The 19,362-nt window shown below is 60.6% G+C and carries 23 protein-coding genes; 17 read left to right on the forward strand and 6 right to left on the reverse strand.

All coding sequences use genetic code 11. From position 1 onward, the window contains the following. Positions 1 to 12: 12 nt before the first annotated feature. The 3 genes from ASD58_RS10880 to ASD58_RS10890 are packed head-to-tail and all read right to left on the reverse strand — an operon-like array spanning position 13 to position 3,343. On the reverse strand, positions 13 to 1,197 hold the full coding sequence (locus tag ASD58_RS10880) for an ABC transporter permease (RefSeq protein WP_057261143.1): 1,185 nt from the start codon (positions 1,195 to 1,197) through the stop codon (positions 13 to 15). Then, entirely contained in the window at positions 1,194 to 1,928 is a 735-nt protein-coding gene (locus ASD58_RS10885; RefSeq protein WP_057261144.1) for an ATP-binding cassette domain-containing protein, read from the reverse strand. The genes ASD58_RS10880 and ASD58_RS10885 overlap by 4 nt, the downstream gene beginning before the upstream one ends. Continuing rightward, positions 1,925 to 3,343 (reverse strand): alpha/beta fold hydrolase, encoded by a 1,419-nt coding sequence (locus tag ASD58_RS10890; RefSeq protein WP_057261145.1) that lies wholly within the window; start codon positions 3,341 to 3,343, stop codon positions 1,925 to 1,927. Before ASD58_RS10890 ends, ASD58_RS10885 begins: the two co-directional genes overlap by 4 nt. A 221-nt stretch (positions 3,344 to 3,564) precedes the next feature. Here ASD58_RS10890 and rplM point away from each other — a divergent pair, with 221 nt between their 5' ends. The 5 genes from rplM (at position 3,565) to erpA (ending at position 6,686) form a co-directional block, all read left to right on the forward strand. Continuing rightward, complete coding sequence (gene rplM / locus ASD58_RS10895; RefSeq protein WP_028102306.1) at positions 3,565 to 3,993, forward strand: 50S ribosomal protein L13; 429 nt, start codon at positions 3,565 to 3,567, stop codon at positions 3,991 to 3,993. A gap of 9 nt (positions 3,994 to 4,002) precedes the next feature. Then, positions 4,003 to 4,395, forward strand: a complete 393-nt coding sequence (gene rpsI / locus ASD58_RS10900) for a 30S ribosomal protein S9 (RefSeq protein ID WP_028102305.1) — start codon at positions 4,003 to 4,005, stop codon at positions 4,393 to 4,395. A gap of 160 nt (positions 4,396 to 4,555) precedes the next feature. After that, a complete protein-coding gene (gene argC / locus ASD58_RS10905) occupies positions 4,556 to 5,593 on the forward strand; it encodes an N-acetyl-gamma-glutamyl-phosphate reductase (RefSeq protein ID WP_057261146.1) in 1,038 nt (345 codons plus the stop codon). Continuing rightward, positions 5,594 to 6,271 carry a DUF6776 family protein gene (locus ASD58_RS10910; protein WP_156401235.1) on the forward strand — a complete coding sequence of 226 codons (678 nt, stop codon included), beginning with the start codon at positions 5,594 to 5,596 and terminating at the stop codon, positions 6,269 to 6,271. Positions 6,272 to 6,329: 58 nt separating this feature from the next. Further along, the gene (gene erpA, locus ASD58_RS10915; protein ID WP_028102302.1) at positions 6,330 to 6,686 is read left to right on the forward strand and encodes an iron-sulfur cluster insertion protein ErpA; all 357 of its coding nucleotides are present in this window, start codon (positions 6,330 to 6,332) and stop codon (positions 6,684 to 6,686) included. Between the two features lie 70 nt (positions 6,687 to 6,756). On the opposite strand, the gene ASD58_RS10920 is transcribed toward erpA, so the two are convergent. Together ASD58_RS10920 and ASD58_RS10925 are read right to left on the reverse strand one after the other, a co-directional pair. Next, entirely contained in the window at positions 6,757 to 7,848 is a 1,092-nt protein-coding gene (locus ASD58_RS10920; protein WP_057261148.1) for an anhydro-N-acetylmuramic acid kinase, read from the reverse strand. A gap of 95 nt (positions 7,849 to 7,943) precedes the next feature. Continuing rightward, positions 7,944 to 9,326 carry a M23 family metallopeptidase gene (locus ASD58_RS10925; protein WP_057261149.1) on the reverse strand — a complete coding sequence of 461 codons (1,383 nt, stop codon included), beginning with the start codon at positions 9,324 to 9,326 and terminating at the stop codon, positions 7,944 to 7,946. A 155-nt stretch (positions 9,327 to 9,481) separates the two neighbouring features. Here ASD58_RS10925 and tyrS point away from each other — a divergent pair, with 155 nt between their 5' ends. The 11 genes from tyrS (at position 9,482) to ASD58_RS10980 (ending at position 17,771) form a co-directional block, all read left to right on the forward strand. After that, positions 9,482 to 10,714 (forward strand): tyrosine--tRNA ligase, encoded by a 1,233-nt coding sequence (tyrS, locus tag ASD58_RS10930; RefSeq protein WP_057261150.1) that lies wholly within the window; start codon positions 9,482 to 9,484, stop codon positions 10,712 to 10,714. Beyond that, entirely contained in the window at positions 10,711 to 11,157 is a 447-nt protein-coding gene (gene dtd / locus ASD58_RS10935) for a D-aminoacyl-tRNA deacylase (protein WP_057261151.1), read from the forward strand. The genes tyrS and dtd overlap by 4 nt, the downstream gene beginning before the upstream one ends. A 169-nt stretch (positions 11,158 to 11,326) precedes the next feature. Continuing rightward, positions 11,327 to 11,941: a YbhB/YbcL family Raf kinase inhibitor-like protein gene (locus ASD58_RS10940; protein ID WP_057261152.1), complete on the forward strand. Its 615-nt coding sequence runs from the start codon at positions 11,327 to 11,329 to the stop codon at positions 11,939 to 11,941. Further along, positions 11,938 to 12,579: a histidine phosphatase family protein gene (locus tag ASD58_RS10945; protein WP_057261153.1), complete on the forward strand. Its 642-nt coding sequence runs from the start codon at positions 11,938 to 11,940 to the stop codon at positions 12,577 to 12,579. Before ASD58_RS10940 ends, ASD58_RS10945 begins: the two co-directional genes overlap by 4 nt. Before the next feature lie 73 nt (positions 12,580 to 12,652). Further along, positions 12,653 to 13,669, forward strand: a complete 1,017-nt coding sequence (gene dusB / locus ASD58_RS10950; protein WP_082565353.1) for a tRNA dihydrouridine synthase DusB — start codon at positions 12,653 to 12,655, stop codon at positions 13,667 to 13,669. 43 nt (positions 13,670 to 13,712) lie between these two features. Continuing rightward, positions 13,713 to 13,946 carry a helix-turn-helix domain-containing protein gene (locus ASD58_RS10955; RefSeq protein ID WP_028102293.1) on the forward strand — a complete coding sequence of 78 codons (234 nt, stop codon included), beginning with the start codon at positions 13,713 to 13,715 and terminating at the stop codon, positions 13,944 to 13,946. Positions 13,947 to 14,036: 90 nt separating this feature from the next. Beyond that, a complete protein-coding gene (purH, locus tag ASD58_RS10960; protein WP_057261155.1) occupies positions 14,037 to 15,611 on the forward strand; it encodes a bifunctional phosphoribosylaminoimidazolecarboxamide formyltransferase/IMP cyclohydrolase in 1,575 nt (524 codons plus the stop codon). Positions 15,612 to 15,682: 71 nt separating this feature from the next. Continuing rightward, complete coding sequence (gene ruvC, locus ASD58_RS10965; RefSeq protein ID WP_057261156.1) at positions 15,683 to 16,219, forward strand: crossover junction endodeoxyribonuclease RuvC; 537 nt, start codon at positions 15,683 to 15,685, stop codon at positions 16,217 to 16,219. 19 nt (positions 16,220 to 16,238) lie between these two features. After that, a complete protein-coding gene (gene ruvA / locus ASD58_RS10970; protein ID WP_057261157.1) occupies positions 16,239 to 16,817 on the forward strand; it encodes a Holliday junction branch migration protein RuvA in 579 nt (192 codons plus the stop codon). 29 nt (positions 16,818 to 16,846) lie between these two features. Further along, positions 16,847 to 17,245, forward strand: coding sequence for a hypothetical protein (locus ASD58_RS10975; protein ID WP_057261158.1), 399 nt, complete (start codon positions 16,847 to 16,849; stop codon positions 17,243 to 17,245). A 13-nt stretch (positions 17,246 to 17,258) separates the two neighbouring features. After that, positions 17,259 to 17,771: a GNAT family N-acetyltransferase gene (locus tag ASD58_RS10980; RefSeq protein WP_057261159.1), complete on the forward strand. Its 513-nt coding sequence runs from the start codon at positions 17,259 to 17,261 to the stop codon at positions 17,769 to 17,771. Here ASD58_RS10980 and ASD58_RS10985 read toward each other — a convergent pair. Then, positions 17,768 to 18,733, reverse strand: coding sequence for an integron integrase (locus ASD58_RS10985; protein ID WP_057261160.1), 966 nt, complete (start codon positions 18,731 to 18,733; stop codon positions 17,768 to 17,770). The genes ASD58_RS10980 and ASD58_RS10985 overlap by 4 nt on opposite strands. Before the next feature lie 141 nt (positions 18,734 to 18,874). On the opposite strand from ASD58_RS10985, the gene ASD58_RS31180 reads away from it, so the two are divergent. Then, on the forward strand, positions 18,875 to 19,234 hold the full coding sequence (locus ASD58_RS31180) for a DUF6794 domain-containing protein (RefSeq protein ID WP_156401236.1): 360 nt from the start codon (positions 18,875 to 18,877) through the stop codon (positions 19,232 to 19,234). Positions 19,235 to 19,362: the final 128 nt, after the last annotated feature.

Consider the following 19,362-nt stretch of genomic DNA (forward strand, 5'->3'; position numbering starts at 1 on the left):
TGCGTCCGGGCATTATACGGTCATCATGTATTTCTCGCTCTTCATGCGCCGCTCGGTATACCAGACGCACAGCATGGCCAAAAGCAGGCTGCTGAAGAAGGTTTGCAGGAAGGGCAGCATGCCGATGCTGCCGCCCTTGGCCAGCTCGCGCAGCAAGGTCTGGTTGGACAGCACCGGCACCATATACATCCACCAGCTATTGGTCAGGTTCATCATCGGCACCAGGATTACCGGCACCAGCGGCACGATCATGGTGAAGCTGACCAGGGTCTGTGCCTCCTTGAAGGAGCGGGCGTTGATGGCCAGGGCGATCTCCAGCGCAGCGGCGAACAGCGACAAGGTGGCGGAGGCCAGGCATACCATGGCCAGGTCGCGCCAGCCGAGGCGCCACGACAGTCCGATTTCCTCCAGCGGCAGCCATTTCAGGATCCCGTGCGCGATCGCCAATTCGAGCGTGATGCCGACGATCGACAGCAGCGAGGCCGCCAGCCATTTGCCGATAATCAGATCGGCCGGGCGCAGCGGCTGCGCCATCAGAACTTCCAGCGAACGGCGTTCGCGTTCGCCGGCCGTGCTGTCGACCGCAGTGCTCATGCAGAACATGAAGGCCGGGATGAAGAAGATGCCGAGCATGGTGCTGATGGTATTGGCGGAACGCGAAGCACTGGTGCCGGCGTCGTAGCGCTGCACCAGCACCGGGTTCAGGTTGACCGGCGACACGCCGTGCGCCAGCAGGCGCGCGCTGGCGATGTTGCGGCTGTAGTCGCGCAGTACGAATTCCACCTCGTCGATCTTGCGCGAACTGTCGGAGGCGGAGTCGAACCACAGCTCGACGCGTGCCGGGCGCATGGCGTGATAGTTCTCCGCAAATTCCGGCGTCAGGCGCAGCACGGCGGTCACCGTCTGTTTGCGCAGCAGGGCATTGATTTCTTCCTCGCCCATTGGTTCCAGCTCGGTGATGTTGACGTTGCGCTGGCGCAGCTGGTTCATCAGCGTCGGCGCCTGCTCGCTGCCGATTACCGCGATCTCCACGCCCTCGCGTTCGGGCTTGGTGGCGCGGTCGATCTGCCGCTGCAGCATGAAGCCGACCAGGATCGGGTACATCAGCACGAACAGCAGCAGGAGGCTGAGGGCGCGGCGGTCGCGCAGGGTTTCGACCAGTTCCTTGCGCAGAACGATAGGAAATTTGAGCTTCACAGTTCGATCCCTTCTTCGGTGCCGACCAGGCGCACGAAAGCGTCTTCCAGGCTTGGCAGGCCTGCCTGCTCGCAAAGCTGCTGCGGGGTGCCTTGGGTAACGGTGGTGCCATTGGCGATCACGATCACGTCATCGCAGGAGTGAATCACTTCCTGCATCACGTGGGTTGCCATGATGACGCAGCAGCCATCGGCCTTCAGCGCGGCCAGGGCGCGGCGCAGAGCGCGCGTGCTCATCACGTCGAGGCCTCGGCTTGGTTCGTCGAGCAGCAGGTGGCGCGGGCGATGCAGCAGGGTGCGCGCCAGGGCGACCTTGATGCGCTGGCCTTGCGAGAAACCTTTGGCGCGGCGGTCGATGATGTCTTCCAGCGACAGCAGGTCGGTGACTTCCCGGGTGCGCTGTTCGATCGCGGCATCTTCCATGTCGTTCAATTCGCCGAAGTAGCGCAGGTATTCGCGTGTGGTCAGGCGTTCGTACAGGCCGAACTGGTCGGTCAGGACGCCGACGTTGCGCCGTACCGCCATCGGGTCGACGGCGGGGTCGACACCGTCGATGGAAATGGTGCCGTGGTCGCGCTGCAACAGCCCGACCAGGGTGCGCAGCAGGGTGGTCTTGCCGGCGCCGTTCGGGCCGAGCAGGGCGGTGATGATGCCGTCGCGCGCGGTGAAGCTGGCGCCGGCCAGCGCCTGCACCTTGCCGAAGCGCTTGCAGAGGTTATTGACTTCAATCATGGCTGCGGTCCCGCGCTGTTCAATTGGAAGGTCGGTGCCGGGATCTCGTTGAGGCATTCCGCTTTCAACGGCGCGCCCGGCTGGTCGAGGAAAGTGCGCAGCAGGCGCGGCATGCAGCCAAGAGGCGACACGATATGGCCGCCGTTCTTGACGATCAGGTGCTGCGCGTTCTTCATGTACTTGCGCGCAGCTTCGGCGCGGCGCGGAGGGGTGACCGGGTCGAGGGCGCCGGACATCAGCAGCACCGGCGCCTCGATCACGGCCGGCTCCTTGTAAGGCACGGCAGGCACCGACATGGTCTCGCACATTTTCCCGATGCGCATGATCTGCGGCGCGCCGAGGAAGGAACCCTTGGTGTCTTCCGCCAGCAATTCAGGCGTCAGGCGCGGAAAGTCTTCGGCACAGACCACGGCCAGGTGCAAGGGCATGGCCGGCCCGCCCTCGGAGGAAAAGTCGCGCGACACATTGCTGCGCGCGATGAAGGGCTGCCAGCGGTCCTGGTAGGCACTGTGGATCAGGAAAGGCAGGCGCCTGCTGTCCGCCTGTGAATACAGGATGTTATGCACGGTGCCGATGAAGCGCATGCTGGTCATTTCGACCTTGGTGGTTTCCGCCGTGCGCGGATCGGGCAGGGTGAGCGATTGCGGCGATTTTGCCAGGCGTGCCGCCAGCGCGTCGAACTCGGAACGCAGGGCAGGGAAGGCGGCGGCGCAGACGGTATCGTCGGCGCATTGCTTGAGCAGGGCATCGAGCGCCGCCTGCGCATCGTGCGCGCCGGCCGGCACCACCTGGTCGGGCGCGGCCACGCCGTCCAGCACCAGGCTGCGCACGCTGCCGGGGTACAGGCGGGAATAGGCCTGGGCCAGGCGGCTGCCGTAAGAGCCGCCCCAGACGTTGATGCGGCCATAGCCAAGGGCGGCGCGCACCACTTCGATATCGCGCGCCGCCTGCTCGGTCGTATAGAGATTGAAACGCTTGTTCAGGCCTTTGATGCAGGCGCGGGTTTCGGCCAGCAGCTCGTCTTCCGTGGCCGTTTCGGCATTCTTGCCGGGTTTGCAATCGAGCTTGCCGGATAATCCGGTGCCGCGCTGGTCGATCAGCACGATGTCGCGCGTAGCGCGTACCTTGCGGAAAGTGGTATTCAGCAGCGGCACCAGGTCGGAGCCCGCTTCGCCAGGGCCGCCGGCCAGCAGGAACAAGGGGTCGCGCCGCGCCGATTCGCGCAGGGCCGGGGCCACGGTGACGTGAAGGCTGAGGGCGGCGCCCGGGGCGTGATGGTCGAGCGGGACCGCCAGGCGCAGGCAGCGCAGGGATTCTTCGGTGCCGGGCAGGTGGCAATCCTTGCCGGGTTGGGCCAAGGCCAGGGCTGGTGCTGCTGATAGTGTCAACAGCGAGGCCAGCATGAGCGATCGCATGGCCGTCTCCTCTTGTGATTCTGGGGTTCCATAGTAGCCCGGCAATATCTGCTTAGCAACGGCAACCCGGTACAGGGCGGGGTTGACCCGGCAGGGAAGCCCGGGCTATAATCATCAGCTTTCCTTTTCGCTCGGGAAATAAACAAGAAGGCTGCGTCCGCTGAAGCATAGGGGCGGAACCACCGATAGAGCGTTTTTTATCTTTCACAGAAAGTTCAAACATGAAAACTTTTTCCGCTAAGGGCCATGAAGTCCAGCGCGATTGGTTCGTGATTGACGCGACGGACAAAGTCCTCGGCCGTGTTGCCAGCGAAGTGGCACGCCGACTGCGCGGCAAGCATAAGCCAGAATTCACCCCTCACGTTGACACCGGCGACTTCATCGTTGTCGTGAACGCAGGCAAACTGCGCGTGACCGGCACCAAAGCAACCGAGAAGACCTACTACCGTCACTCCGGTTACCCAGGCGGCATCTACGAGACCAACTTCCTGAAAATGCAACAGCGTTTCCCAGGCCGTGCTCTGGAAAAAGCCGTTAAGGGCATGCTGCCAAAAGGCCCACTGGGCTACGCCATGATCAAGAAGCTGAAAGTGTACGCTGAGGGTTCCCACCCACACGCTGCCCAGCAACCTAAAGCACTCGAATTCTAAGGAACTGACATGATCGGTAACTACAACTACGGCACCGGCCGTCGCAAGAGTGCAGTTGCTCGCGTGTTCATCAAAGCTGGCACCGGCCAGATCATCGTGAACGGCAAGCCAGCAGCTGAGTACTTCTCCCGTGAAACCGGCCTGATGGTGATCCGTCAGCCGCTGGAACTGACCGGCAACGTTGAACGTTTCGACATCAAAGTCAACGTGCACGGCGGCGGCGAGTCCGGCCAGGCAGGTGCAGTGCGTCACGGTATTACCCGCGCACTGATCGACTACGATGCAGGCCTGAAGGGCGACCTGGCACGTGCCGGCTTCGTCACTCGCGATGCTCGTGAAGTTGAACGTAAAAAAGTTGGTCTGCGCAAAGCACGTCGCGCAAAGCAATTCTCGAAGCGTTAATCTTTACGCTCTCGTACAAAAAGCCGCTGGGTTCCAGCGGCTTTTTGTTTTTAGAACCGGTAACCCGGTGTCAGACCCGCAGGGTCTGACACCTGATACGCGATTTACCGGTTTTGATAAAATGACCCCTCATTCAAAATTACCTCGCAAGGAAGAGATCATGATCAAAGTAGGCATCGTCGGCGGCACTGGTTACACGGGTGTGGAACTGCTGCGACTGTTAGCCGCACACCCTGAAGTCGAACTGACCGCGATCACCTCGCGCAAAGAAGACGGCTTGCCGGTGGCTGAGATGTATCCTTCCCTGCGCGGCCGCGTGAACATCGCCTTCTCCTCGCCGGACAAGGTCGACCTGACCCAATGCGACGTCGTGTTCTTCGCCACCCCGCACGGTGTGGCCATGGCGCAGGCGCCAGAGCTGCTGGCCAAAGGCGTGAAAGTGATCGACCTGGCCGCGGACTTCCGCATCAAGGACCGCGCCGTGTTCGAAAAGACCTACAAGATCGACCACACCGCGCCGGAGCTGCTGGAGCAAGCCGTGTACGGCCTGCCGGAGCTGAACCGCGAAGACATCAAGAAAGCAAACCTGATCGCCAACCCAGGCTGCTACCCGACCACCATGCAGCTCGGTTTCGTTCCGCTGCTGAAGGCGGGCCTGATCGATGCCGGCCACCTGATCGCCGACTGCAAATCCGGCGTGTCCGGCGCCGGCCGCAAGGCAGAAATCGGCACCCTGTTCTCCGAATCGTCGGACAACTTCAAGGCTTACGGCGTGAGCGGCCACCGCCACACCCCGGAAACCGCGGCCCAGTTGCAGCGCTTCACCAGCGAGAAGGTCAACCTGATCTTCACCCCGCACCTGACCCCGATGATCCGCGGCATGCACTCGACTCTGTACGCGCGCCTGACCAAGGAAGTGCCGAACGAAGAACTGCAAAAGCTGTTCGAAGATGCCTACGCCGGCCAGCCGTTCGTCGACGTGATGCCATGGGGCTCGCACCCGGAAACGCGTAGCACCCGCGGCGCCAATATGCTGCGCCTGGCGCTGCACCGTCCGAATAATGGCGACACCCTGATCGTGCTGGTCGTGCAGGACAATCTGGTTAAAGGCGCATCCGGCCAGGCCGTGCAGTGCATGAACCTGATGTTCGGCCTGGACGAAGGCCTGGGCCTGCAAACCATCGCCCTGATGCCGTAAGTGGAAGCCCGCATGGAGCAGGTGCGCGCGCCAATGCTGGTGCGCGTGTTTGGCCTGGCTGCGGTCCTGGTCGCCGGCGGTGCGCTGGCGGTGTGGGGCGTCGACCTGGGACAGCGTGTGGTTGGCGTTTCGAAAGGCGAATCAGGCCCCACGGTTTCCAAACAACTCGCAGCGACGGAGCTGGAGTTGGCCCGTATGACGGCAGAGCGTGATGAGCTGGCTGCGAAGCTGAAGGCGGCTCCTGCTGCCGCACCTGTGCCGGTGGCTGCCGATGCCGAATTGGCAAAGTTGAATGCCGACCTGGCCCTGCTGGAAGAAGTGCTGCCGCCGGCCAAGGCCGGTTCCGGCCTGGTGATCCGTGGCATGCAAGCCCGCATGGCTGCGCCCAAGCTCTTGCATTACACGGTTTTGCTCCAATATGGTGCGAAGAAGAAGGGCCCATCCGCCTTCGCCGGCCGGCTCAAGCTGGCGGTCGCAGTCATCCAGGATGGCAAGAAGGCGGTGCTCGAATACCCGAAGGAGGGTGCCGAACGCTACGACCTGAAAGTGGATCGCTACCAGCGCGTAGATGGCACGCTGGAAGTGCCGGAAGGCGCCAAAGTGGTGGCGGTCAAGGTCAGCCTGTCGGAAAAGGGCAAAGTTATTGTGGATGAGACAACGCCAGTGCGCAGCCTCTAAAGCGGCCAAGTCCGGCATGGACTATAATGGGACAACTGATTTTAAGTAGGAGTAACACATGACTGCAGTAGCCGAAGACGTGATTCCGGCACCGATCGTTTTCACCGACGCCGCGGCCGAGAAAGTAGCGCAACTGATCGAAGAAGAAGGCAATCCAGACCTGAAGCTGCGCGTATTCGTGCAGGGTGGCGGTTGCTCCGGCTTCCAATACGGTTTCACCTTTGACGAAATCGTCAACGAAGACGACACCACCATGGTGAAGAACGGCGTTCAACTGTTGATCGACTCGATGAGCTACCAATACCTGGTAGGCGCCGAGATCGACTACAAGGACGACCTGGAAGGCGCGCAGTTCGTGATCAAGAACCCATCCGCAACGTCGACCTGCGGCTGCGGTTCCTCCTTCTCCGTCTAAGCAAACCGCATACGGCCCAGCCCGTGTCACACCTTGGGGTCACACCCCAGGTGTGACACGGGCTCGTGCGTTAACGGGGGTAGAGGGCGCCCAGGATGCGCTCGCCGCGCGCGCCGGTGACGGAGGGGAGGTTGCCGGGTTGGCGTTCGTCGAAACGGTGGGCCAGCCAGGCGAAGACCATCGCTTCCACCCGGTTGGGGGGCACGCCCAGCGCGTCTGTCGACTCTACTCGGGCCGACTCGCCTAACTCTGCCTGCAATTCACGCATCAGCGTGGCGTTGTAGGTGCCTCCTCCACAAACGTAGAGTGCATCGGGCTCGTGCGGGATGATTTCGCGCGCGAGGCTGACTGCTGTCAGGCGGAGCAGGGTGAACATCACGTCTTCCGGCCTCGCGCCGGCGAAAGGCGCCAGGCGGGCGTCCAGCCAGTCGGCGTGGAACAGGTCGCGGCCGGTGCTTTTCGGTGCAGGCTGGGCGAAGTAGGGCTCGGACAGCAGCGCGGCCAGCAGGCCCGGCACTTCCTTGCCAGTAGCGGCCCAGGCGCCGTTGTCGTCGAACTCCACGCCTTGGTGGCGCGAGATCCAGGCATTCATCAGCACGTTGCCGGGGCCGGTGTCGTAGCCGCCGACCGTGCCATCCTTATGCAGCAGGGAGATATTCGCGATGCCGCCAATATTGGCCAGCACGCGCATCTTGCCTTCCTTGCCGAACAGGGCTTTGTGACCAGCCGGTACCAGTGGCGCGCCTTGGCCGCCGGCCGCCACGTCGCGCGAACGGAAGTCGGCGACCACGTCGATACCGCTCAGTTCGGCCAGCAGGGAGGCGTTGATGATCTGGCGGGTGAAGCCTAGTTCGGGGCGATGGCGGATGGTTTGTCCATGCGCTCCGATGGCGCGCACGTCAGCCGATTTCATTTCCGCCTTGGCCAGGAGCTCGGCCACGCAATCCGCGTAGAGCTCGGCCACCTTGTTGGCCGCCAGCGCTTCGCGTTCGATTTCGTTCGGCGTGGCGGCTTGCAGCGCCATCAGCTCGTCGCGCAGCGATTGCGGGAATTCAACATAGGCGGCCGACATGGTGCGTGCGGCGCCTGCCCAGAAGTCCACGAGGACGCCATCCACGCCGTCCAGGCTGGTACCCGACATCATTCCGATATATAAGCTCATGGTCCTATTGTAGTTCGGGGTCAGTTGAGTCAAATAAAAAAAAGGCGCACATTTGTGCGCCTCTTTGTCCGATTGCCGGAGCTGACTCCGACTTTTTATTTGGCAGCGAGGTTGCTGGTGTTGCTGTTCGGGCGCAGCAGGGCGAAGCGGTGGATCATGTCGCCGGCCACCGATTTGAAGCGAGTCAGTTCGGCGGTCGTCAGCGGGGCTTGGGCGGTGATGTTGAGCTTGCCTGGGTCCTTGGCTTCGCCTGCAACGCGGAATTCGTAGTGCAGGTGGGCGCCGGTCGACCAGCCGGTGGTGCCGACGTAGCCGATGATGTCGCCCTGGCTGACTTTCGCGCCCTTCTTCATGCCTGCGCCGAACCGGCTCATGTGGGCGTAGGCGGTGGAGTAGTTGGCCCAGTGCTTGATCACGACCACGTTGCCGTAACCGCCTTGCACGCCGGCAAAGTCGATCACGCCGTCGCCGGCTGCGCGGATCGGAGTGCCGGTCGCGGCGGCGAAGTCGGTGCCTTTGTGCTGCTTCCAGTTGCCGGAGATCGGGTGCGAACGCATGCCGAAGCCGGACGAAATACGGGAGAACTCCAGCGGCGATTTCAGGAAGGCTTTTTTCAGCGATTTGCCGTCGAAGCTGAAGTAGCCGCCGCCTGATTTGGTCAGCGGGTCTTCAAACCACACGCTCTGGTAGGTGGTGCCTTTGTTGGTGAATTCGCCAGCCAGGATGCGGCCGGCGCGCACGAACTCGCCGTCCTGCCAGAAGGTTTCGTACACCACATTGAAACGGTCACCGCGCTTCAGGTCGGAACGGAAGTCGATGTTGGTGGAGAACATTTCAATGATCTGCGCGACGATCGAGTCGGGCAGGCTGCTGCCGTCGGAGCTGGAGTCGGTCGCGGCATACAGGGTCGTGGTGATTTCACGCGCGCGCATTTCAACGCGGCGTTCGAGTTTCGCGGCGGTCTCTTCGGCGGTGAACTCGGCGTCGCCCGAACGGGAGACCATAATATTCTTGACGGGGTTATCTTTGCCGTCCACAACGGTGGCCTTCAGCCACAGCAGGTTGCCGTTATCGTCGGTCTGCGCCTGCACGCGTTTGCCGCTGCGCAGCTGCATAATGGCGCGCGCGGTCTTGTCTTTCTTGATGAAGTTTTCTGCAGCGTCGTCTTCCACGCCCAAGCGATTGAGCAGCGTCGCGAGCGTGTCGCCGGCGCGGATCTTTTCTTCGTGGACGTATTTCTGGGAAGCTTCTTGCTGCTGCAGGGCGGTGATCTGCGAGGACAGGTCAGGTAGCTGGATATCCTGGGCAATGGTCTTCACGGGCAGGTCGCTCGCGTCGGGCGCGAGCGGAGCCACGCCAGCGGCGCCAAAAGCGCAGACGGCGAGGAAGATCGCCGATGCGCTAATGATTCGCGACTTACGCGTCGAACCGAGCAGATTGTGCAAGCGTGAGCTTGTGAACTTGTTTATAGGGTTCATGCAATCAGTTAAAATTTGCCGCTTGAACTTTTAGGATTCTTGGTATTTTGTTCTAAGTTGTTGATTTAATTCGTTTTCATCGGGCAAGATTGATGGGATCGGGCATTATAACAAAGTCCTGAGCCGTGCCAACAATTTGAGAGAATTTCGCAAAAATGGATACAGACAACAAAATCCTGCCGCTGACCGATAGCGTCCAGGAAGCCCTCGCCATCACCAAGCGTGGTGTGGACGAGCTCATCATCGAAAGCGAATTCGCTCAAAAACTGGCGCGCTCGGAAAAGACCGGCGTGCCGCTGCGCATCAAGCTGGGCCTGGACCCGACCGCGCCTGACTTGCACCTGGGACACACCGTGGTGCTGAACAAGATGCGCCAGTTGCAGAACCTGGGCCACCAGGTGATCTTCCTGATCGGCGACTTCACGTCGATGATCGGCGATCCTTCGGGCCGCAACGTGACCCGTCCGCCGCTGACCCGCGAGCAGATCGAGCTGAATGCCCAGACTTATTTCAAGCAGGCGTCGCTGGTGCTGGATGCGGCCAAGACCGAAATCCGCTACAACTCGGAGTGGTGCGATCCGCTGGGCGCGCGCGGCATGATCCAGTTGTCCTCGCGCTACACCGTGGCGCGCATGATGGAGCGCGACGACTTTTCCAAGCGTTTTAAGAATGGCACCCCGATTTCGGTGCACGAGTTCCTCTACCCGCTGATGCAGGGTTACGACTCGGTCGCGCTGAAGGCCGACCTGGAACTGGGCGGCACCGACCAGAAGTTCAACCTGCTGGTTGGCCGCGAGTTGCAAAAGGATTACGGCCAGGAGCAGCAGTGCATCCTGACCATGCCGCTGCTGGAAGGCCTGGATGGCGTCGAGAAGATGTCCAAGTCCAAGAACAACTATATTGGTATTACCGAGCCGGCCAACACCATGTTCGCCAAGGTGATGTCGATTTCGGACGTGATGATGTGGCGTTACTACGACCTGCTGTCGTGGCAGTCGATCGAGCACATCGCGGGCCTGAAGAAGGCGATCGAGGCTGGAGCGAATCCGCGCGATGCCAAGGTGGCGCTGGCGCAGGAAATCGTGGAACGCTTCCATTCGCGCCAGGCAGCGGAAGATGCGCTGGCGGATTTCGTCAATCGCTCCAAGGGCGGCATCCCCGACGATTTGCCGGAAGTCGCTCTTTCGGGTGCGCCGTTGGGTATTGGCCAACTGCTGAAACAGGCCAACCTGTGTGCGTCGACTTCGGAAGCGCTGCGCATGATTGACCAGGGCGGTGTGCGGATCGACAGCGCTGTAATTAGCGATAAGGCGCTGAAAATTGAGGCAGGTACCTTCGTGCTGCAGGTTGGCAAGCGCAAGTTCGCTAAAGTGACCCTGTCGGCATGATCGGGCTGCTGCAGCGGGTAACGTCCGCCAAGGTCGTTGTCGATGGCGAGACTACCGGCGCTATCGACGGCGGCCTGATGGTGCTGGTGTGCGCGGAGAAGGGCGATACGGAGAAGGAGGCGGACCAGCTGTTGGCCAAGCTTTTGTCGTATCGCGTGTTTTCTGACGATGCTGGCAAAATGAACAAGTCGGTGACCGATGTCGCGGGTGGGCTGCTGCTGGTGCCGCAGTTTACGCTGGCGGCGGATACCAATTCGGGAACGCGGCCGTCGTTCAGCCCGGCGGCTGCGCCGGCGGATGGGAAGCGGCTGTTTGAGTATTTTGTTTCGCAGGCCCGCGCCAGGCACGCGGTAGTTGGCACGGGCGTGTTTGGGGCGGATATGAAGGTGTCCTTAACTAATGACGGGCCGGTGACGTTTTGGTTGCAGGTGAATCCGAAATAAAACCCGGTAAACCGGGGTCTGACCCGCTGCCGCGGGCTGGTTCCAGGCCTTTGATCTTCATCGAAAGTCAAAAGCCTCGAACCTCCCTCGGGCAGGCGAGCAGACAGTGTCAGACCCTGCGGGTCTGACACTGGTTTACCGGTTTAAAAAAGCAAGCTGGGAGATAAAGATGAAAATCTGGAGCGATTCCTTCAAGGATGGCGGCGCCATCCCCGGCGATTTTGCTTTCGCCGTGCGCGACAAGGCCACGAAAGTGCGCCTGTCCGCCAACAAGAACCCCCAGCTGGCCTGGTCCGAAGTCCCACCAGGCACCGAATCCCTGGTCCTTCTCTGCATCGACGGCGACGCCCCCACCGACGGCACCCACGTCAACCAGGAAGGCCACACGCTCCCGGCCAGCATGCCGCGCACTGACTTCTACCACTGGTCCCTGATCGACATTCCGCCCCAGCGCACCAGTATCGCCGCCGGCGAGTTCTCGAAAGAAGTGACGCCAAAAGGCAAACCGGCCAGCCTGCCAACGCCGCTGCGCCATGGCGTCAACGACTACACCGGCTGGTTCGCCAGCGACAAGGACATGGCCGGCGACTATTACGGCTACGACGGCCCATGCCCGCCATGGAACGACGAGCGCACCCACCATTACGTTTTCCGCCTGTACGCGCTGGATACCCCGCGCCTGGAGCTGGAAGGTCGCTTCACTTGCCAGGACGTGCTGCATGCCATTCACGGCCATATCCTCGACGAGGCGCAGGTGATCGGCAGCTACTCGCTATTTGAATGACAAGAATCCTGCTGATCCGCCACGGCGAAACCGCGTGGAACGCCGTGCGCCGCCTGCAAGGCCACACCGATATCCCCCTTAGCCCCACCGGCGAACGCCAGGCTGAAGCCCTGGCGCGTGCGCTGGCGGACGAGCCGCTGGACGCCATCATCTCCAGCGACCTGGGACGCGCGCTGCAAACCGCGCAGGCGGTGGCCGCGCACCATCCCCATCTCGCGATGCACACCGACCCTGAGCTACGCGAGCGCGGCTACGGCGCTTTCGAGGGCCTCTTATATACGGAGATCGCAGAGCGCTACCCCGTGGAGTTCGCGGAATGGCAGGCGAGGGACGTGGACGCAGTGATGCCCGGCGGCGATCGCGTAGCCGAAAGCTTCCGCCAGTTCTTCCAGCGTTGCCAGGCCGGCATTGCGCGCTGGGCCGAACAATATCCGCAGCAATCGATCCTGATCGTTGCCCATGGCGGCGTGCTGGAATGCGCTTACCGCGCCGCCCGCGGCCTGTCGATCGACGGCCCGCGCGATTTCCAGGTCAAAAACGCCAGCATCAATCGCTTTACCTTTAATAAAGGGGTGTTGTCGCTCGATCAATGGGGCGAGGTGGCCCACTTGTCCGCCAGCCTGGACGACATTGTTTAAAAAGTGATTAGTTTTTGGGCAGTGGATCGGTTAAAATAGCCCCCTTTCCCGCACTGTCTTACGGATTTGTTAAGTGAATATCGGACCTCACGAGCTCCGCAATAACGTCTTTGTCGCGCCTATGGCTGGTGTGACGGACCGCCCGTTCCGCCAATTGTGCAAGGAACTGGGAGCGGGGTATGCCGTATCCGAGATGGCCGCTTCCAACCCGCGCCTGTGGGCCAGCGAGAAGTCTTCGCGCCGCACCGACCACACAGGCGAAATGGAACCGAAGGCAGTGCAGATCGCCGGCGCGGTGCCGGAGGAACTGGCCGACTGCGCCAAGTTCAACGTCGACCGCGGCGCCCAGATCATCGACATCAACATGGGCTGCCCGGTGAAAAAAGTCTGCAACAACTGGTGCGGTTCGGCCTTGTTGCAGCACGAAGACCTGGTCCAGCGCATCCTGGAGGCGGTGGTGCCGGCCGTGAACGTGCCGGTCACCCTGAAATTCCGCACCGGCTGGAACCGCGAGAACAAGAATGCTCTGCGCATTGCCCGCATTGCCGAGCAAGCCGGCATCCAGATGCTGACGCTGCACGGCCGCACCCGCGCCGACGGCTATACCGGCGACGCCGAATACGACACCATTGCCGCCGTCAAGGCCGCAGTAACCATTCCGGTGGTCGCCAACGGCGACATCACCACCCCTGAAAAAGCGCGTTATGTGCTCGATAAGACCGGCGCCGACGCCGTAATGATCGGCCGCGCTGCCCAGGGGCGCCCATGGATCTTCCGCGAAATCGACCATTTCCTGCGCACAGGCGAACACCTGCCGGCGCCGCTGGTGGCCGAGGTGCGCAAGCTGATGGACGAACACCTGCAGGCCCACTACGCCTTCTACGGCGAATTCCTGGGCGTGCGCACCGCGCGCAAGCATATTGGCTGGTACGTGCGCGACCTCCCGGGCGGGGAGGAATTCCGGCAGGAGATGAACCGCCTCGAGTCGACCGCAGAACAACTGCGCGCAGTCGACAGTTTCTTCGAATCCCAATGGAAGTACGGCGAGCGGTTACAATACCGCCTCGCCGAAGAACCGCTGGCTGCGTGAACCGCGCCTGCATTGGCAAATATTTAGCAAGATCGATAAGAAAATGAGCAAAGAAAGCATTCAGGAAGTAGTCCAGAAAAGCCTGGAAGACTACTTCAATGACCTGGGCGAGCAGCAAGCATCGAACGTGTACGACATGGTAGTGATGACAGTTGAACGTCCGATCCTCGAAGTGGTGATGGGCCGCGCCGACGGCAACCAGTCGCACGCAGCCCAGATGCTGGGTATTAACCGCAATACTTTGCGCAAGAAATTACAGGAACACGGCCTGTTGTAAGGCTGATTCCGCGTCCCGGTCCCTATTGGCCGCGACGGGCCGTGGGGCCGGTTGGTGTGTACAGATTTTCGTAACCTTCCCCCCACAGCTATGATCAAACAAGCTCTCATCTCCGTATCCGACAAGACTGGCGTGCTGGATTTCGCCAAGGCCCTGTCGGCCATGGGCGTCAACATCCTGTCCACCGGCGGCACTGCAAAACTGCTGGCCGATAACGGCGTGCCGGTCACCGAAGTGGCTGACTACACCGGCTTCCCGGAAATGCTGGATGGCCGCGTGAAGACGCTGCACCCGAAAGTCCACGGCGGCATCCTGGCCCGCCGCGACTTCCCTGAGCACGTCGCCAAGCTGGAAGAGCACAGCATCCCGACCATCGACATGGTGGTGGTGAACCTGTACCCGTTCCAGGCGACCGTAGCCAAGGCCGAGTGCTCGCTGGAAGACGCGATCGAGAACATCGACATCGGCGGCCCGGCCATGCTGCGCTCCGCCGCCAAGAACCACAAGGACGTGGTGGTGATCTGCGATCCGACCGACTACGGCGTGGTGCTGGCGGAGATGAAGGGTACCGACAACGCGCCAGGCTACGTTTCCTACGAAACCCGCTTTGGCCTGGCCAAAAAGGTCTACGCGCACACCGCGCAGTACGACGGTGCCATTACCAACTACTTCTCGAGCCTGGGCCCGGACCGTAAGCACGAGACTCGTTCCGCCTACCCGGCGACCCTGAACGTGGCCTTCGAAAAAGTGCAGGACATGCGCTACGGCGAAAACCCGCACCAGTCGGCTGCCTTCTACCGTGACCTGGCTCCGGTAGCCGGCGCCCTGGCGAACTACCGCCAGCTGCAGGGCAAGGAACTGTCCTTCAACAACATCGCCGACGCTGACGCGGCGTGGGAATGCGTGAAGTCCATGGGCTCCACCGCCTGCGTGATCATCAAGCACGCCAACCCATGCGGCGTGGCCCTGGGCGCGACCGCGCTGGAAGCCTACCAGCGCGCATTGAAAACCGACCCGACTTCCGCTTTCGGCGGCATCATCGCCTTCAACGTGGAAGTGGACGGCGCAGCGGCCACCGAATTGGCCAAGCTGTTCGTGGAAGTGCTGATCGCCCCTTCGTTCACCGCGGAAGCGCGCCAGATCATGTCGGCCAAGCAGAACGTGCGCCTGCTGGAAATTCCGCTGGGCGATGGCGTGAACGCAATGGACTTCAAGCGCGTGGGCGGCGGCCTGCTGGTGCAGTCGGCTGACTCGAAGAACGTGCTGCCGACCGACGTGCGCGTAGTGAGCAAGCTGCAGCCAACCCAGCAGCAACTGGCGGACCTGATGTTCGCCTGGCGCGTGGCCAAATACGTGAAGTCGAATGCCATCGTCTTCTGCGGCGGCAATATGACCCTGGGCGTTGGCGCGGGCCAGATGTCACGTATCGACTCGGCACGCATTGCTTCGATCAAGGCACAGAATGCTGGCCTGTCGCTGCAGGGTTCCGCTGTAGCATCCGACGCATTTTTCCCGTTCCGTGACGGCCTGGATGTGGTGGTTGATGCAGGCGCCACCTGCGTGATTCACCCCGGTGGCTCCATGCGCGACCAGGAAGTGATCGACGCCGCCGACGAGCGCGGCGTAGTGATGCTGTACACCGGCACCCGTCACTTCCGCCACTAAAACTGGCACAGACGGTGTCAGACCCTGCGGGTCTGACACCGGTTTACCGGTTTCTGCCGTAAAATCCGGGAATGATTATTCTCGGCATCGACCCCGGCTTACGCACCACTGGCTTTGGCGTTATTCAAAAAGTGGGCAACAAGCTGCGCTACATCGCCTCCGGCACCATCAAGAGCGGCGAGGGCGACCTGCCGCAGCGGCTGAAAGTCATCCTTGACGGCGTCGCCGAAATCGCAGCAACCTACAAGCCTGATTGCGCCGCAATCGAAAAAGTCTTCGTCAACGTCAACCCGCAATCCACGCTGCTGCTCGGCCAAGCCCGCGGTGCCGCAATTTGCGCCCTGGTGACGCACGACCTCAAAGTCGCCGAATACTCCCCGACGCAGCTGAAGCAAGCCGTAGTCGGCACCGGCCGCGCCACCAAGGCGCAGGTGCAAGACATGGTCGCCCGCCTGCTTACGCTCCCCGGCCTGCCCGGCACCGACGCCGCCGACGCCCTCGGCATCGCCATCTGCCACGCCAACAGCCAGGCCACGTTGGCTGTCGTCACCAACGCCCATCCCGCCCTGTCCGGACTGCGCATGAAGCGCGGCCGCCTGGTGGGCTAACCGCATCCAAAGGACCCATATGATCGGACGTCTCACCGGCATCCTGCTCGAAAAGAATCCCCCGCAACTGCTGGTAGACGTACAAGGCGTCGGCTACGAAGTCGACGTGCCGATGTCCACGTTCTACAACCTGCCCGGCGTAGGCGAAAAGGTCAGCCTGTTCACGCACCTGGCGATCCGCGAAGACGCGCACCTGCTGTTCGGCTTCGGCAATGCAGAAGAACGGGCAGTATTCCGCCAGTTGATCAAGATCAGTGGCATAGGCGCGCGTACCGCGCTGTCGATCCTGTCCGGCCTGTCGATCGCAGACCTGGCGCAAGCCGTGACGCTGCAGGAAGCTGGCCGCCTGGTGAAGATCCCCGGCATCGGCAAGAAAACCGCCGAACGCCTGCTGCTGGAATTGAAAGGCAAACTGGGCGCCGACATCGGTGCCGCCGGCGCGCACCCAGTGCACGATTCGCAAGCCGACATCCTGAACGCGCTGCTGGCGCTGGGTTACTCCGACAAGGAAGCCTTGCAGGCGCTGAAGACCGTGCCTGCCGGTTCCACGGTATCGGAAGGCATCAAGCAAGCGCTCAAGGCATTGTCCAAAGGCTGACGGCCAACATGTTCCCGGCGACCGTAACGATGGATCGTGTCTTCACCATGGCACGCAACAACCACAAAGGTGACCGCTACACGGAATTCGGCTTTGAAGCGGCGGGACGGAAATATTACGCAGTCGAAGTCCCAGGCTGGCCTCAAATCGAAGCAGGAATGACCGTGACGGCTTTGCTTGAGCGCCAGGATGATTGGGGCTCAGTGTGCGGATGGGTAAATCGGCAAACTGGCGAAATCACGGCGCCGGCCACTGGCCAATGGTTTTTTATGTTGGCCGGTTCTACCCTGATGGTGGTAGCGACCGCAGCGTCGTGGCGGGATGCCGAAGCGTTGCTGTTGTTGATCCCTGTTTGGCTGATTTGCCTGCTGCATATCGTGCCACGCCGGAAAATTCGCCGCGCCCTGGATACATTGTCCAAAGAATGATTGCCTAAGGTGTATGAAAATCGTGCGCCTTATTGAAGAGGATTTTGGCCCGCTGGATCGTGAAGAGAACACCTTCACCGGCGATGAGGTGCTTGACGTTCTATTCATCGATGGCGAGATCCGCTTGGCTACGCGAAGCGTCGAGCAGTTCACCAAGATTTATGGGCAAGATCATTCGCAGGATGATGATGTCGAAGCGTATGGCGCATTCTTGAACGGCACATTGGCGGGCAAGATCGAGCTTGCGCCGGCCTGGAACGATCTTGGTTCGATTGAACAAATCGTCGTAGCCCGCGAATTTCGCCAACGTGGCATTGCCACTGAATTGATTAACTTCGCAAAGTCGTGGGCGCTTGGCAAGCAGCTTAAAGGTCTTCGTCTTGAAACGCAGACCAACAACGTCGCCGCTTGCAAACTCTATTTTCAAAACGGCTTCGAAGTCGGCGGCTTCGACAGGCTTACGTATCGCACGCAGCCGCAAGTGAGCAACGAAACTGCACTCTATTTGTACTGGTTTCCCATCTAACGGTCCAAGGGGCTTAGTACCGCATTTCCACCGCGGTTTAGCACGTGCGTATAGATCTGGGTTGTGCGAACGTCTTTGTGGCCGAGCAACTCCTGAACGGTCCGAATGTCGTATCCACTTTGCAGCAAGTGCGTTGCAAAACTATGTCTCAGCGGATGCGGAGTGACCTTCTTCTGAATGTTTGCATCCTGCGCCGCCTGCTTTACCGCGCGCTGCACACGCTGTTCATCAATGTGGTGCCGACGAACCGCGCCTGAGCGCGGGTCTTCAGAAAGTGCATCGGCGGGAAGGACATATTGCCATTTCCATTCCCTTGCAGCATCCGGGTATTTTCGATCCAATGCAAACGGAAGATATACATCGCCAACGCCTTGACCACAGTCGCGCTGATGCTGCAGCCTGATCAAGTCTAAATGAGATTTGAGCGGAACAACGAGAGTTCCCAGTAACATCGTCAGTCGGTCTTTAGCACCTTTACCATTTCGAATGGTGACCTGCCGCATGTTGAAGTCAAGGTCGAGTACGCGGAGACGACAGGCTTCCATCAAGCGCATTCCACTGCCATATAGCAGTGAAGCGATAAGCCAGGTTTCGCCGTTCATGTGCGAGAGCCGGGTTTTTGTTTCGTCGAAAGTCAACACCGTTGGTAGACGCTGGGGCTGCTTCGCTGCGACCACGTCTTTCAGCCATTCGACCTCCAGTTTCAAGACCTTTTGGTAAAGGAAGAGCAGGGCGGACTTGGCCTGGGATTGCGTTGAAGCGGCGACTCTGCGGTCGACAGCGAGATGACTCAAGAAGGCTTCGATTTCGGCTTTGCCCATCTGGGAGGGATGTCGCTTCTTATGAAAGAGGATGAAGCGGCGAATCCAATCTACGTATGCTTCTTCAGTTCGAATGCTGTAATGCATTGTTCGGATCAGTGCACGCACCTGATCTAGCAGCTTGGGCTCGTTTGGCGGCATGACGTAATTCTCCGGTGTTAGGAGGGATTATGTTCATCTACTTTTTGTAGGCGGATCTAGACATTGATCAATGTGGTATTAGGCGTCATAATGAAATTTATTAAAACGTCAATGTGACGTCGACTTTACGTTAGCGCTCCGATGAAAAGACAAACTGATCGGCTTATAACTGCGGTCTGCTTGAGCATCTTGGCGGTAATTGCCGTTGGAGCTGCTGTCTCAGGCCGTTTCGGTCCTAACGAATATCCTGACTCTGTAGATGCTGCTGCCGATATGCTGATTGCGCGGCTCTCTGAAGAGGATAGGCTTCGGGTGAAGAATACGAAGAAGGACGATCTGGTTGAATATCACCATGGGTGGGGTACTAGCATTCGTAACGATTTCGGCCTTTGGGCCGGAAATGAAAAGCTATTGCGCTCAGCTTGCCATGGCGAGATCTGTCACCCCGACGACGCGTCGATGGTGATCATCGAAACAGTTTGGACGCGTCTTCAAAAATGACGCAATATGCTAACGAATAAGGTTAGATCGTGCGAAGCCACGATCTGAACCGTTTGTTGGACAAGCCCGGGCCTGCACCGCAGGCGCATAGAAAATATGTCTTGGGATGTTGTCCCGGAATAGGGACT

Origin of the sequence: Duganella sp. Root1480D1, assembly GCF_001427305.1 — a bacterium.
Taxonomy (GTDB): domain Bacteria; phylum Pseudomonadota; class Gammaproteobacteria; order Burkholderiales; family Burkholderiaceae_D; genus Rugamonas.

Bases quoted from the DNA above. Each gene is read 5' to 3' on its own strand.
- ASD58_RS10885 (WP_057261144.1), bottom strand. From the start codon at position 1,928: ATGATTGAAGTCAATAACCTCTGCAAGCGCTTCGGCAAGGTGCAGGCG.
- ASD58_RS10890 (WP_057261145.1), bottom strand. From the start codon at position 3,343: ATGCGATCGCTCATGCTGGCCTCGCTGTTGACACTATCAGCAGCACCA.
- rplM (WP_028102306.1), top strand. From the start codon at position 3,565: ATGAAAACTTTTTCCGCTAAGGGCCATGAAGTCCAGCGCGATTGGTTC.
- rpsI (WP_028102305.1), top strand. From the start codon at position 4,003: ATGATCGGTAACTACAACTACGGCACCGGCCGTCGCAAGAGTGCAGTT.
- argC (WP_057261146.1), top strand. From the start codon at position 4,556: ATGATCAAAGTAGGCATCGTCGGCGGCACTGGTTACACGGGTGTGGAA.
- erpA (WP_028102302.1), top strand. From the start codon at position 6,330: ATGACTGCAGTAGCCGAAGACGTGATTCCGGCACCGATCGTTTTCACC.
- ASD58_RS10920 (WP_057261148.1), bottom strand. From the start codon at position 7,848: ATGAGCTTATATATCGGAATGATGTCGGGTACCAGCCTGGACGGCGTG.
- ASD58_RS10925 (WP_057261149.1), bottom strand. From the start codon at position 9,326: ATGAACCCTATAAACAAGTTCACAAGCTCACGCTTGCACAATCTGCTC.
- tyrS (WP_057261150.1), top strand. From the start codon at position 9,482: ATGGATACAGACAACAAAATCCTGCCGCTGACCGATAGCGTCCAGGAA.
- dtd (WP_057261151.1), top strand. From the start codon at position 10,711: ATGATCGGGCTGCTGCAGCGGGTAACGTCCGCCAAGGTCGTTGTCGAT.
- ASD58_RS10940 (WP_057261152.1), top strand. From the start codon at position 11,327: ATGAAAATCTGGAGCGATTCCTTCAAGGATGGCGGCGCCATCCCCGGC.
- ASD58_RS10945 (WP_057261153.1), top strand. From the start codon at position 11,938: ATGACAAGAATCCTGCTGATCCGCCACGGCGAAACCGCGTGGAACGCC.
- ASD58_RS10955 (WP_028102293.1), top strand. From the start codon at position 13,713: ATGAGCAAAGAAAGCATTCAGGAAGTAGTCCAGAAAAGCCTGGAAGAC.
- purH (WP_057261155.1), top strand. From the start codon at position 14,037: ATGATCAAACAAGCTCTCATCTCCGTATCCGACAAGACTGGCGTGCTG.
- ruvC (WP_057261156.1), top strand. From the start codon at position 15,683: ATGATTATTCTCGGCATCGACCCCGGCTTACGCACCACTGGCTTTGGC.
- ruvA (WP_057261157.1), top strand. From the start codon at position 16,239: ATGATCGGACGTCTCACCGGCATCCTGCTCGAAAAGAATCCCCCGCAA.
- ASD58_RS10975 (WP_057261158.1), top strand. From the start codon at position 16,847: ATGGATCGTGTCTTCACCATGGCACGCAACAACCACAAAGGTGACCGC.
- ASD58_RS10980 (WP_057261159.1), top strand. From the start codon at position 17,259: ATGAAAATCGTGCGCCTTATTGAAGAGGATTTTGGCCCGCTGGATCGT.
- ASD58_RS10985 (WP_057261160.1), bottom strand. From the start codon at position 18,733: ATGCCGCCAAACGAGCCCAAGCTGCTAGATCAGGTGCGTGCACTGATC.
- ASD58_RS31180 (WP_156401236.1), top strand. From the start codon at position 18,875: ATGAAAAGACAAACTGATCGGCTTATAACTGCGGTCTGCTTGAGCATC.